This window comes from Pseudocolwellia agarivorans (assembly GCF_002000085.1).
Taxonomy (GTDB): domain Bacteria; phylum Pseudomonadota; class Gammaproteobacteria; order Enterobacterales; family Alteromonadaceae; genus Pseudocolwellia; species Pseudocolwellia agarivorans.
The window spans coordinates 179,975-194,063 of sequence record NZ_MUZU01000004.1 but is presented as its reverse complement, the minus strand read 5'-3'; the positions used below and the strand labels follow the sequence as shown (position 1 = coordinate 194,063).

The 14,089-nt window shown below is 36.6% G+C and carries 13 protein-coding genes; all 13 read right to left on the bottom strand.

What is annotated here, in order from left to right:
• Positions 1-14 precede the first annotated feature (14 nt).
• The gene (locus B0X80_RS08155; RefSeq protein WP_077339366.1) at positions 15-509 is read right to left on the bottom strand and encodes a chemotaxis protein CheW; all 495 of its coding nucleotides are present in this window, start codon (positions 507-509) and stop codon (positions 15-17) included.
• Positions 510-533: 24 nt separating this feature from the next.
• Positions 534-1,301 (bottom strand): chemotaxis protein CheW, encoded by a 768-nt coding sequence (locus tag B0X80_RS08150; RefSeq protein WP_245825417.1) that lies wholly within the window; start codon positions 1,299-1,301, stop codon positions 534-536.
• Positions 1,301-2,080: a ParA family protein gene (locus B0X80_RS08145; RefSeq protein WP_077339364.1), complete on the bottom strand. Its 780-nt coding sequence runs from the start codon at positions 2,078-2,080 to the stop codon at positions 1,301-1,303. The genes B0X80_RS08150 and B0X80_RS08145 overlap by 1 nt, the downstream gene beginning before the upstream one ends.
• Positions 2,081-2,141: 61 nt before the next feature.
• Positions 2,142-3,236: a protein-glutamate methylesterase/protein-glutamine glutaminase gene (locus tag B0X80_RS08140; protein WP_077339362.1), complete on the bottom strand. Its 1,095-nt coding sequence runs from the start codon at positions 3,234-3,236 to the stop codon at positions 2,142-2,144.
• Positions 3,237-3,247: 11 nt separating this feature from the next.
• Complete coding sequence (locus B0X80_RS08135) at positions 3,248-5,305, bottom strand: chemotaxis protein CheA (RefSeq protein WP_077339360.1); 2,058 nt, start codon at positions 5,303-5,305, stop codon at positions 3,248-3,250.
• Between the two features lie 11 nt (positions 5,306-5,316).
• Complete coding sequence (locus tag B0X80_RS08130) at positions 5,317-6,060, bottom strand: protein phosphatase CheZ (protein ID WP_077339358.1); 744 nt, start codon at positions 6,058-6,060, stop codon at positions 5,317-5,319.
• A gap of 41 nt (positions 6,061-6,101) precedes the next feature.
• Positions 6,102-6,485 carry a chemotaxis response regulator CheY gene (cheY, locus tag B0X80_RS08125; RefSeq protein WP_076416940.1) on the bottom strand — a complete coding sequence of 128 codons (384 nt, stop codon included), beginning with the start codon at positions 6,483-6,485 and terminating at the stop codon, positions 6,102-6,104.
• A 49-nt stretch (positions 6,486-6,534) separates the two neighbouring features.
• Entirely contained in the window at positions 6,535-7,254 is a 720-nt protein-coding gene (locus tag B0X80_RS08120; RefSeq protein ID WP_077339356.1) for an RNA polymerase sigma factor FliA, read from the bottom strand.
• A 32-nt stretch (positions 7,255-7,286) separates the two neighbouring features.
• On the bottom strand, positions 7,287-8,129 hold the full coding sequence (locus B0X80_RS08115) for a MinD/ParA family protein (RefSeq protein ID WP_077339354.1): 843 nt from the start codon (positions 8,127-8,129) through the stop codon (positions 7,287-7,289).
• Between the two features lie 167 nt (positions 8,130-8,296).
• On the bottom strand, positions 8,297-9,820 hold the full coding sequence (gene flhF, locus B0X80_RS08110) for a flagellar biosynthesis GTPase FlhF (protein ID WP_077339352.1): 1,524 nt from the start codon (positions 9,818-9,820) through the stop codon (positions 8,297-8,299).
• Positions 9,821-9,860: 40 nt separating this feature from the next.
• Positions 9,861-11,966 (bottom strand): flagellar biosynthesis protein FlhA, encoded by a 2,106-nt coding sequence (gene flhA, locus B0X80_RS08105; RefSeq protein WP_077339350.1) that lies wholly within the window; start codon positions 11,964-11,966, stop codon positions 9,861-9,863.
• 203 nt (positions 11,967-12,169) lie between these two features.
• A complete protein-coding gene (gene flhB, locus B0X80_RS08100; protein WP_077339348.1) occupies positions 12,170-13,300 on the bottom strand; it encodes a flagellar biosynthesis protein FlhB in 1,131 nt (376 codons plus the stop codon).
• Positions 13,300-14,082, bottom strand: coding sequence for a flagellar biosynthetic protein FliR (gene fliR, locus B0X80_RS08095; RefSeq protein WP_077339346.1), 783 nt, complete (start codon positions 14,080-14,082; stop codon positions 13,300-13,302). The genes flhB and fliR overlap by 1 nt, the downstream gene beginning before the upstream one ends.
• Positions 14,083-14,089: the final 7 nt, after the last annotated feature.

Below are 14,089 nucleotides of genomic sequence, written 5' to 3'. Positions count from 1 at the left end.
TTTATTTACAGTAATTAAGACTGCTTAATTGCATCCCATTCGTCGTCTGAAAGTAGTTTATTTAAGTCAACTAAAATAAGAAGTTCACCTTCTCGGTTGGTAACGCCTTGTATATATTTAGCGCTTTCGTCATTGCCAACATTTGGGGCAACATCAATATCTGAAGCGCGTAAATATACAACTTCTGATGCGCTATCCACTAAGATACCAATAACTTGATTGTCAGACTCAATAATAACCACTCGTGTGTTGTCTGTGATTTCACTTGATTCTAATCCAAATCTTGAGCGCGTATCTATTACGGTAACTACATTGCCACGTAAGTTAATTATACCTAAAACATATTGAGGAGCACCTGGAACAGGTGCAATTTCACTATAACGTAAAATTTCTTGCACTTGCATTACGTTAATACCGTACGTTTCAGTGTCTAATTTAAAAGTAACCCATTGTAAAACTTCATCATCATTAGCTTGGCTAGGATTATCATTACGCTTTTCGTCAGACATTTAATTACCCTCAATTTCAAATATTTATATTTGCTGTATATCTATACCATTATTCAATAGTTGAATTAATGATTCTACTTCTAAAAGAGCACACATTCTGTCTTTAACTAATCCTGCTAACCAAGGACGTTTAGCTGAGCTAACCCATTTTACGTCTTCTGGTTTTAATGTAACAGTATCAACTAAATTTTCTGCCTGCAATCCCCAACTGCTGTCACTTAACATTATAACGTATTGATAATTTATTGATTTTCTTAATTCTGCATTGTACTTTTCAGGCATTACCCAAAGTGCGGTATCAACTACATTAATTTTTTCTTCTCTGTGAAGCATAACGCCTTCAAACCATTTGGGTTTCCCCATTAAGTTGGTTATTTTGTCTACGTTATGAATTCCACCCAATTCAACTAAAGGTACGGCTATGGTTAGGCCTGCAACGTCAAAAAACATTGCTTGGAAACTTTTGTCTCGATATGTTTTATTGGTATTTTTTGCTTTAAGCTTATTTTTATCTTCTTCTTTTGGTAGCGTATTTTTAACTGGTTGTTTGTTAGATTTAGATAATAGCTCTACTTTTTGTTCGTCTATATTAATATTAGTAGATTTATTTGAAATAACCGTATTTGCTATCGTTTCATTAACACGCTCGGCTGCACTCGCTTTTTGAAGTAGTTTATTTAACTTTTCTTCTTCCGCTGCTTTTTGTTCAATTAAATCTTCTTTATCTTCTGTTAACAGCTCAGATAAGTAATTTTTCATTAATTTCTTACTAGCAGTTAATGATTTATCCATTAAGATATCAACCTTTTATGTTCATCTATTAAGGCATGTAATAATTTTTTATAAGCAACCACACCTCTTGAACTACTCAAATAATCAGACGGTACTTTACGTGCTTGGCTTGCATTTCTGAAGTTAGTGTCAATTGGGATAACACCAGACCATACTTTACCAAAATATATATCTTGTAGTTTTCTATAGGTTATTAATGATGCTTTAGTGCGTTTATCAAACATAGTAGGAACTATAGTATATTTAAAGGGATCTGCTTGCTCTCCTTGCATTATATCTAAGGTGTTGATCATTCGCTCTAACCCTTTTAATGCAAGAAATTCTGTTTGTACTGGAACAATTATTCTGTCTGATGCGGCCAGTGCGTTAACCATGAGCACCCCTAAAATAGGCGGGCAGTCAATTAAAACGTAATCGTATTCATCTTCGATTAAATGTATCGCTTTTTTAAGGACTAGCCCCATGCCCCCTTTTTTACCTAGGGCACGATCTAATGTTGCTAACCCCATAGTAGCGGGCAAAATATCAATATTAGGATATTGTGTTGGGCATAAGGTTTGTAATACTTGTTCTTTAGTTGAAGACTCAAGAAACAAATTATAAACACTTAAGTCTAACTCTTCTGACTCGATACCAAAATAGTAGCTTAATGATGCATGAGGATCCGTATCAACCAATAGCACTCGCAAACCTTGATCAGCTAATAAACCGCCCAACGTTATTGTTGATGTAGTTTTTCCAACGCCACCTTTTTGATTTGCTACAGTCCAAACTACCAAGAAAACTTCCTATCAAAGCTATTAATAACAATTAGTTAATACTATTTTTGAGTTAAATCGTTTATTTTAGATCAAAAACTTTTAGTATTGATGATGATATTTTATCTAATGCTAGCTCTTCGTCAGATAAACCTGCTTTTACCACAGCTTGCGGCATACCATACACAACACAAGACTCTTCATCTTGAGACCAAACAGTGGCACCTTTATCTTTTAATAAACGACATCCATCTTTACCATCAGAGCCCATACCCGTTAAGATTATGCTTAATACATCTTTACCAAACACTCTAGCTGTTGAAGCAAAAGTAATATCAACGCTGGGCTTAAAAGCAACTCTTTCTGAAAGATCATCTATTATCTTTAACTTAGCTTTTGAGTCGTTGCCATCAATAACCATTTGTTTACCACCTGGAGCTACATAAGCATGTCCAGCTTTTAGTTCATCCCCGGTAGCGGCTTCTTTAACTGATATTTTGCATAAGTTATTTAATCGATTAGCAAAGGCTTTAGTAAATGACGCTGGCATATGTTGCACAATAAGAATTGGTACAGGGAAATTTTCAGGTAATTGGGTTAGTACTTTTTGAAGTGCAATAGGTCCGCCGGTTGAGGTTCCTATTGTGAGAATTTTATAGTTTTGTGGTGATTTTTGAATCACAACTCTACTTTTTTGAGTAACGTCGCTCAATACCCTTTTTATAGGTGTTTTATTAGTGACTATATCTCTTAAGTTTGTTCTTGCTTTGATCGTAGAATTTTTCCGAGCTAACTGAGTAACACGTTGACGTAAAACTATGCCTGCATCTGAGGTGGTTTTAGCTATTTCAGAAAACTTTTTAGGTAAAAAATCTAACGCTCCTGCATCAAGAGCATCAAGCGTTATTTTAGCACCTTCATGTGTTAACGAAGAGAACATAATAATTGAGGTTGGCGAGTGTTTCATTATTTGCTTTACCGCGTCAATGCCATTTAAATGAGGCATTTCAATATCCATGGTAATAACATCAGGCTTAAGTATTTTAGCTTTTTCTACAGCGTCGATACCATTTACTGCAACATCAATAACATTTAGGTTTGGATCAGCATTTAAAATATCAGTTAACCGACGTCTAAAAAAACTGGAGTCATCTACGACTAATACCTTATATGGCATTAACTATCTCTTTATCTTGTACGTAATTTTTTATGGACACTAGATTTCTTAGCGTAATATTTGAGTAGATTTGGCACATCAACAATTAATGCAATACCGCCATCACTTGTAATTGTAGCGCCTGCCATGCCTGGAGTACCGTGCAATAAACGATCAAGAGGTTTAATAACAACTTCTTCTTGGCCTATTAAACTGTCTACAACGAAGCCAACTTGCTGAGTACCTACTTGTACAATAACTACATGCCCGGTATCTCTAGGCTTTTCAACATAGTCTCGAACTAGCCATTGATCTAAATAGAACAAAGGAATGGCTTTATCTCTAACGATAATCGTTAATTGTCCGTCAACTATGTTGGTGCTTGTTAGATCTAAATGGAATATTTCGTTCACGCAAGCTAGCGGTAAAGCAAAAGTTTGCTTACCAATAATGACCATAAGGGTTGGTAAAATAGCTAACGTTAGAGGTACTTTAATTTCAAGTATGGTACCAATTCCTAATTCAGAATCGATATTAACTGTACCGTTTAATTGTGTAATTTTAGTTTTTACAACATCCATTCCTACGCCACGGCCAGAAACTTCTGATATTTCAGTTTTAGTTGAGAACCCTGGTGCAAAAATTAAATTAAATGCTTCACTATCTGACATTCTTGCAGCTGCATCTGCATCTAATACGCCTCGGGTTATCGCTATTTCTTTTAACTTTTCGGCGTTCATTCCTGCACCATCATCTCGGATGGTTAGTAGAATATGATCACCTTCTTGTGAAGCTGAAAGTACTACAGTACCTTCTCTCTCTTTGCCATTAGCTTCACGTACATCGGGATCTTCTATTCCGTGGTCTACTGAATTTCGTACTAAATGCACCAATGGGTCAGCAAGCGCTTCAACTAAGTTTTTATCTAAATCAGTTTCTTCACCTTTTAGAATAAGCTTAATTTCTTTATTTAAGCTTCTAGCGAGGTCACGTACTACTCGAGGAAAACGACCAAACACTTTTTTAATTGGTTGCATACGCGTTTTCATTACCGCGCCTTGCAAATCAGTAGTTACAGCATCAAGATTAGAAACCGCTTTGGTTAGCTCTTCGTCTTCTTTTGTCATTCCTAAACTGGTTAAACGATTTCGAACTAATACCAGTTCCCCAACCATATTCATGATTTGATCAAGTCGTTTAGTATCAACACGAACCGTTGTTTCTCCTTGAGAAGCTGTAGGTTGTGATACTTTTTTCTCAGAAGTTGCAGGTTTGGCAGCAGGTGTAGGCTTAGCTGGTGCTACAGGTGTTGGTTGCGGTGTTGCTGGTGCGGGAGTAGCTTGTGGTTTGTTATTTGATGTTTGTGGTCCTTTTCCTTGTCCATGAAGTTCATCTAACAAGTTTTCAAATTCGTCATCATCAATAACATTACTTGCAGCTGCAGGTTTATTAACTTCTGGAGAAAACGCGCCTTGTCCGTGTAAATCATCAAGTAAACTTTCAAATTCATCGTCTGTAATTTCGTTACTATTACTTGTTACATTAGGCGGCGTAGAAGCTGGAGGAGGCGTTACAGAACCTCCGCCATGTAGTTCATCGAGTAATTTTTCAAATTCGTCTTCAGACATTTCGTCAGATGAATTAGATGAGGTTGAAACTTCGGGTTCTGCCACAACAGCAGCGGCCGGAGCATCTTCAGATTCAGGTACGCTTAATCGATGTAATTCAGCGATTAATTCGGGTTCAGCTGGGACTAATGGTTCGCCTGCTTGTACTAAAGCAAACATTTCATTAATAGAATCTGTTGCTTGTAAAATTACGTCCATTAATGCCGAAGTAACCGTTCTTTGGTTATTTCTTAGTAGATCAAATATGTTTTCTGCGCCATGACACACATCGACAAGTTCAGTTAATGATAAAAAGCCTGCGCCGCCTTTTACAGTATGAAATCCTCGAAATATTGCATTTAATAAATCAGCATTATCAGGATCATTTTCAAGCTCAACTAATTGTTCAGATAAGGCTTCTAGAATTTCACCTGCTTCAATTAAAAAATCTTGTAAAATTTCTTCATCTTGCTCAAACGACATTTAGCAACTCCTTAAAACCCTAAACTTGATAAAAGATCGTCAACATCGTCTTGATCTGAAACAACATCATTACGTTCTTTAGTATTTACAATCGGACCTTCAACCAAATTATCACCTACTGAAGGCTTAGCTTTATTTTGAACTGAGTCTGAAGACATGCCAAATGCGGTTAGCATTCCAATTAAACCATCTTCAACTTCTATTACAAGATCAATCACTTTACGTATAACTTGGCCAGTAAGATCTTGGAAGTCTTGCGCCATTAAAACATCTGTCATTAATACGCGAATTTTATCGGTTTCACTTCCCGTTGACTTTAATAGTAGATCAATATCTAAGCATAACTGTTTAAACTCAGGTAGCTCGAGTTTATTTTGTATTAACTTTGTCCATAAAGGATTAACGTTTTCAACTCTACTTTGTAAAGACTCTATTACAGGAAAAATAGCCTCCACTGCATCCATTGTTTTATTGGCAGCTTCTTCAGTTCTTTCTATAACATAATTGAGGCGTTCTTTAGCATCAGGAATGTCTGCTTTTGCTAAATCGGTCAGTCGTGAATCTACCTGAAAATTATTCAAAGAATCATGTAACTGACGGGTTAATTTCCCTATTTCAGCAAACAATTCTGTATTAATCGGGTTTTGAATATCTGCAACTAATTCATCAGCTTTATCTTGTTGATCAGATTCTAAATATTCAACTAACAACTTCGCTTGTTCTAATGAAATATGTACTTTAGGCAAGTTACTCATGCAAAATATCCTTTATTTAGGTTTTAATGAAAAAGCTTCAATTAACCTAAACGTTCGAATATTTTATCGAGTTTAGTTTTTAACGTAGCAGCAGTAAAAGGTTTAACAATGTAGCCATTTACTCCAGCTTGAGCAGCCATGACTATTTGTTCTTTTTTAGCTTCAGCTGTTACCATTAGAACAGGTATATGAGACAAACTTGCATCTGCTCGTATAGCTTTTAATAAATCTATACCTTGCATGCCCGGCATGTTCCAATCGGTTACTACAAAATCAAACTCTCCTGATTGCAGCATAGGTAAAGCTGTATTGCCATCATCAGCTTCTTGAATGTTAGTAAAACCTAAATCACGTAACAAATTCTTCACTATTCGTCTCATCGTTGAAAAATCATCAACTACAAGAACTTTCATATTTTTATCCAAGGCACCCTCCGGTGAGAACATTCAAAATTTTAAATTAATTGTATTCTACTTAACTTTGCCAAGAATGCATACGCGCTTTTAAACGATGCATGGCCTGACTGTGAATTTGACTCACTCTTGATTCACTTACATCAAGAACTTGTCCTATTTCGCGTAAGTTAAGCTCTTCATCATAATACAATGAAAGTACTAAACTTTCTCGCTCAGGTAAAGTAGAAATACATTCACTTAACGCTCTTTTAAAAACAATTTGTTCTATTTGATTGTAGGGTTCATTGCTTTTCTCTTTATCTTCTAAATTCAAAGCGTCTTCACTAATGCCTAAATCATCTATTCCGATTATTTTCCCAGAACTTACATCATTAAGAATATGATGGTATTCATTTAAAGAAATATCAAGTTTATCTGCTACTTCCTTATCGGTTACATCTCTTCCTAACTCGGCTTCTAATTCTTTTATTGCATCTGTTACCATACGACTATTTTTATGAACAGAGCGAGGTGTCCAGTCTCCACGTCGAATTTCATCTAACATGGCTCCTCTAATTCTTATACCTGCAAATGTTTCAAAGCTTGCACCTTTAGTATGGTCAAAATTATTTGAGGCTTCTAAAAGACCAATCATTCCAGATTGAATGAGATCATCTACAAGTACACTTGCAGGTAACCTCGCAAGTAGATGGTAGGCAATTCGTTTAACTAAAACAGTATATTGTTCTATTAGAACAGATTTATCTGTTTGAGTACTGTAAGCATCTGCTTTTCCCAAACTTATATACTCACGTCAGGTTAGTTGGCATATTAATGTTCTAATAATTGTTCGATGAAGAACTCTAAATGGCCTGATGGTTGATGCGGAATAGGCCATTTCATGATATTTTTTGCTAAGTTTCTAAAACCTATTGAAGCAGGTGAATTAGGAAATGCTTCAATTATTGCTTTTTGTTTACGACCAGATTTACGTATGTTTTCATCAAAAGGAACAACACCAACAAGCTCTAATCCTACATCTAAAAATCTGTCACTTACTTTAGAGAGTTTTTCAAATAGTTGTTGCCCTTCGTTAGGACTGCGCACCATATTAGCTACAACTTTAAATTTAAATACCTCATGGTCACGGCTTAACAGTTTCATTAGCGCATAACAATCGGTAATTGATGTGGGTTCGTCGCATACAACTAGCATGACATTTTGTGAAGCACGACAAAAACTTAATACCATGTCTGAGATACCAGCGGCGGTATCTACAATTAAAATATCAAACTTTGTTTGCATATCACTAAAAGCACGAATGAGTCCGGCGTGCTCATTAGGTGTTAGATCCACCATAGACTGAGTACCTGACGTTGCAGGAATAATTTTAATTCCGGCGGGGCCTTCAATAATAATATCGTCTAATTCACATTCACCAGATAGTACATGTGATAAGTTACGCTGAACACGAAGTCCCAACATAACGTCAACATTAGCAAGCCCTAAGTCGGCATCTAAAACAAGTACTTGCTTGCCTAATTGAGCTAATGCTATGGCTGTGTTTAAAGATACGTTAGTTTTACCTACGCCACCTTTACCACCTGAAACTGCTATTACTTTAATTTGTTGTAAATCTTGCATCTTACGTAAACCACTCGCTTGGTCTATCATTTAAATCTTCTCGTCACTGACATATCCACTGAAAAGATGTTGCTAAGTATGTGTATTATAGCTCAGTACATCTTAACTCGTGAAGTTATAAGCAGTTTTTATCAATTTCATTCAATTTAACTAATTTACTTAATTTAAGCTAGTTTGTTTTGCTAAACATATTCAATTTATGCTGCACTTGCTTCTTTTTTCGGCATTGGTCGCCATGTACTAGCATGTTGGTGATTTATTCTGCTACTCATTTTGTCTGCTAAGGTAACTAACTTTTCAGCGTTAGCCACTTTAATATCTTCAGGAACTCTTTGTCCATCGGTTAAATATCCAATCGGTAGTCCATTCTGAATAGAGGTAGAAATAATCTCACCAATACTAATACTCTCATCAAGTTTAGTATAGATACAGCCAGCCAATGGAATTTTTTTAAATCTTTCTACATTTTCTTGCATAACACGTTGCTGAGTATTAGCTGATAAGACAAGATAGTTACGAATTCGTACACGTGCATCAGCAATTAAATCGGTTAAATGCTGCGCTAAACGCATATCTCTTTGTCCCATGCCTGCGGTATCAATAAGAATAAGTTTCTTTTGGCTAAACTGTTGTAATAAGGCATCTAATGCTTGTGCATCGTTAGCCAGTTTTACCTGACAGCCAATAATACGACCATAGGTTGTTAACTGTTCAAAACCACCAATTCTAAAACTATCTGTAGAGATTAAAACCACTTCGTCAGCCCCATGAATTTGAGCAAATCTTGCAGCTAGTTTAGCGATAGTTGTTGTTTTTCCTACACCTGTAGGCCCTACTAAAGAAATAACACCACCATGATGAATTATGTCGTTATTAGTTGTATTTAATTGTTGAGCTATAAACTTTTTAGCTTGTTCCCAAGCATCTTGTTCATTTTGTTGTGGCGGAATAAATCCTGCAATTTGGTCTGCCATGTGGTCAGTTAATCCCAAAGCAACTAGCTTGTTTATAAGCAATGCTTTTTGAGGATTTTTTTGTGCCATATCTTGCCACATCAGCCCTGATAATTGATGCTCTAACAAATGACGAATGGTATGCATTTCTTTTTTCATATTTTCGAATTCACCTGAAGTTTCAGGTGTATAAGAATTTATAGAAGGTTCATCAAAGGCTTGGGTATCATTGGTATTTTCTGTATGACTTACATCATTAAACGATGCTGATTCCGTTTGAGCACTATTTTTTTGCTCTGTATGTTGCTCTTCGTTTCTTTGTTGAGTTGTTTGTTGTAAGCGATCTGTAAAATTTTTGAATTGTAATTCAATATCACTACTTGAAGACGGTACTGTTTCTTTCAAGCTACTATGAGTTTCAGCTTGAGCCTCTTGCTGTACTTTGCGATTCAATAAAGCTGATAAGCTATCTACAGGAGCTGAAGCTGCTTCTGTTTTCTCTTCACTTTGCTTAGTCTGTGCTGCAACTGAGTTACCACTCAAACTTACGATATCGTTACTCAAGTCTTGAGGATTTTTATTCGTTGCTGTTGGTTCTTGAGCAATAGTCTCTTTGGCTTGTGATGGGTAATAGTCGATAGCCGCCATAATTTCGACACCTTCAACAACCTTTTTATTTGACATAATAACAGCATCCGCCCCTAGCTCTTCTTTAATTTGCGCTAATGCAGTTTTCATATCTGCGGCAACAAAACGTCTAATTTTCACTATGGACCCCTTATTTATCTACTATCGCGAGCGAATAATGCTATGTATTGCCTATCGCGCTTATGATCTTTATTTGTTTATCGTCTGGTATTTCTTGATAAGAAATAACTCTTAATCCTGGAATTGTATATTTAACAAACTTAGCTAACACAGTTCTTAATATACCGGATGTAAGTAAAACAGGCGTATCACCCGCCATTTCTTGTTGCTGGGCTCCTTCGCTTAACGAAGTTTGTAAACGCTCAGCTAAACCGGGCTCAATTCCAGCACCATCATCTCCAGCCATCTGCATAGACTGATGCAACATCTGTTCCAACTCTGGTGACAATGTTATGACGGGAACTTCATTGGCTGGCCCTACAAGCTCTTGTACGATAAACTTACGCAGTGTGATCCTAACTGCAGCCGTTAGTACTTCAGGGTCTTGGCTTCTAGGTCCGTACTCTACAAGTGTTTGAACAATGCTGCGCATATCTCTTACTGGCACGCCTTCATTCATTAAGTTTTGTAGTACTTTAACCAAACAACCAAGCGTTAATGTGTCAGGAATAAATCCTTCAACCAATTTAGGGTATGACTTAGCTAGTATATCAAGCAAGTTTTGAACTTCTTCATGCCCTAGTAACTGTGAAGCATTATTAGTTAAAATTTGACTTAAGTGGGTTGCGAGTACGGTTGCACAATCAACAACGGTATAACCTAAAGACTGTGCATATTCTCTTTGCGATTGGTTTATCCAAACAGCATCTAAGCCAAAAGCTGGATCTTTAGTCGGTGTGCCTTCTAAGTTACCAAATACTTGCCCTGGGTTAATCGCAAGCTCGTGATCGTGTCTTATTTCTGCTTCGCCAACCGTTACACCCATTAATGAAATTTGATAAGTGTTAGGGTCTAAATCTAAATTATCGCGTATATGAACAGCAGGCACTAAAAAACCAAATTCTTGAGATAACTTTTTGCGCACCCCTTTAATTCGATTTAATAATTCACCACCTTGGGCTTTATCAACGAGTGGTATTAAACGATATCCTATTTCTAAACCAATAATATCAACGTGATTAACGTCATCCCAGCCTAAATCTTTAACTTCAGACTCTATTTGTTGGCTTTCAATTTCGGCTGCTTTTTCTTTTTCAATGACGTCAGCTGCATTTTTCTTTTTCAACTTAGCCCCAAAAAATGCTCCCGCGAGAATAATTACAGCAAAAGTTAAAAAAGCTAAATGAGGCATTCCAGGAATGACGCCCATAATAAACATAACGCCGCCAGCAATATAAAGTGATTTTTCTTGTCCGAGTTGTGAGCTAACTTGTTCTCCCATGTCTTGGGAGGTGTTTTGTCTAGTAACAACAATTGCGGTGCCTACCGATAATAATAACCCTGGTATTTGTGCAACTAAGCCATCTCCAATGGTTAATAGGGTATAAATTTCAACAGCACTATCAAAAGATAGGTCGTGCTGAACCATACCAATAACTAAGCCACCAATAATATTGATCAATAATATGAGAATACCGGCTATTGCATCACCTTTTACAAATTTACTAGCACCATCCATTGAACCATAAAAATCAGCTTCACTTGTTACTTCAACACGGCGCTCTCTTGCTTGTTCGGCTGTTATAAAACCGGCGTTCAAATCAGCATCAATCGCCATTTGTTTTCCGGGCATCGCGTCAAGGGTAAATCGAGCTGTTACCTCTGAAATACGTCCAGCACCTTTTGTAACAACCATAAAGTTGATAATAATAAGAATTAAAAATACCACTAAACCAACAGCATAATTACCACCAATAACAACAGAACCGAACGCTTCTATAACTTTACCTGCGGCATCGGGTCCTTCATGACCTTCAAGTAAAACAATACGCGTACTGGCAACATTTAAAGCCAATCTTAAAATAGTTGCAATAAGTAGTACTGCTGGGAAAGAGCCAAATTCTAATGGCTTTAAGGTATAAACCGTAATGAGCAACACAATAAGGGATAACGCGATATTAAAAGAAAAAAGCACATCTAATAAAATAGCTGGCATGGGTAAAATAACCATACCTAACGCCGCCATGACTAAAAACGGCGTACCAATACCTTTTAATTGACTAAATCGAAGTTGTTTTGCTTGAGTTATTGCTGATGAAAATTGCATCTAAAGGCTGCTAATTAATTGACACATACTAATGTCTCAGCAATATCTAGACCAATATAGAATGGTAAGGCGTAAATTAACCTCAACTCGGGATAAGCAAAGTTACTCAACAAACTCAAGAAAACAATGACAAACATTAAGCGACTGACAAATAAGGACTTTAATTAATTCACTAACATTCATTAACCCGCATTGGGGTTAAATTAATATTTAAACTCATCAGGGATAGGTAAATTTTTAGCTAATGCAGTAGGCCTTTTGCTTTTACCTTTTTTATGTTCATTTAACTGATAAACAAAGGCGAGTACTTGAGCGACAGCTGCAAACAATTCTTCAGGGATATCTTCATTGACTTCAGCAGTATAATAAAGAGAACGTGCAAGAGCTGGTGATTGAATAATTTCTACCTGATGTTCTTTAGCTATAGTGCGAATATGAATAGCCATTTCATCTATTCCTTTTGCCACTAACTGAGGAGCACCACCTGAAGAACCATCGTATTTTAATGCAATAGAGTAATGCGTTGGGTTAGTAATAACCACATCTGAATCAGGCACATCTTGCATCATTCGTCGTTGCGACATTTCGTATTGCACACGCCTGATACGCCCTTTAATTTCGGGGCTACCTTCTGAATTTTTAAATTCGTCTTTTATTTCTTGTTTGGTCATTTTTAGCTGTCGATTATGTTCCCATGTTTGATAAGGGGCATCGATAGCAGCAATAATACCGATAGATAAAGCTAACGCTAAAAACATCCACAGCAGCATGTCTGTCGCATGCTCAAAGTTTATAGGAATAGCTTCTAAACTTAAGCCTAATATTTGATCGAATAGGCTAGTTAATAAAAGAAAAGCAACAATAAACACAACAAAGAATTTGAGTAATGATTTGATCAGTTCAACTAAAGCTTTAACGCCAAACATTCTTTTAAAGCCAGCAATAGGTGACATTTTACTTAACTTAGGTGCCATAGCCTCTGCCGAAAAGCTTATACCACCTAACATCGTATTACCGATAAAAGCAGCTAACATGATAATGAAGAAAATCCATAAAAGTGGAGCAATAATGTCGGATACTGTACCTTGAGCAACATTAAATAAGGCGTGAATATCTAAAGATTCTTTGCGGGATAAACTGAAGAACCGAGTCATAATGTGTGAAAGCGACTCCACTAAAGAGCTGCCAACCATCATTATTGCTACAGCGCTTCCTACCAAGACAAACATTGTACCTAGATCTTTGGATCGAGCTATTTGCCCTTTTTTTCTCGCTTCAGAAAGCTTTTTGGCCGTGGGTTCTTCGGTTTTTTCACCACTATCAGACTCAGCCATTATGCAGCCTTACAGTCAATTAAATAACAAGAGAACTCAAGCGCTCTTTGCCATTGTATTTGAAAGTGTGTGAAAAAATTCCCCATGGTTAGCCACATTATAAGTAGTCCTGCACACATGGTAATAGGAAAACCAATAGAGAAAATATTTAATTGGGGAGCGGCCCGAGTCATAACACCAAAAGAAAAGTTAATAAGTAACATAGCGGTTAAAGGCGCAATAGATAAAGATAATGCTGTAGCAAACATCCAACCTCCCCATTCAACCAACTCCCTAAACTTTGTACTATCAAAATCGTTAGAACCGATAGGTAAGGTATCAAAACTTGTAACAACAAACTGCAAATAAGCTAAATGCCCATCCATAACCCAAAACAATAGAGAAGATAATATAAGAAAAAATTGACCAACAGCAGGTACGTTCATACCACTGGCGGGATCCACTAGAGACGCAAAACCTAAACCCGTTTGCATGGCTATAATTTGTCCCGCTAAAATAAACGTATTAATCACAAGGGTCGTTACAAACCCTAGCATAATGCCAATAATGATTTGTTTCGCTATTAATAAAGCGGTTGCAAGAGAAAAAATATTATCAACTTGTGACGGAGGAATTGCCGGCATTACCGCAACAGTAACCACAACACATAAACCTAATTTGATTGATGAAGGAATGGTTTTAGAACCAAAACCAATCATACTCATAATTAATGCTGAAATACGCGTAAAAGGCAGAATAAAGTCAGCAATAAATTGGTTAATTACCGCGTCGGTATATTCCATTAGCTGA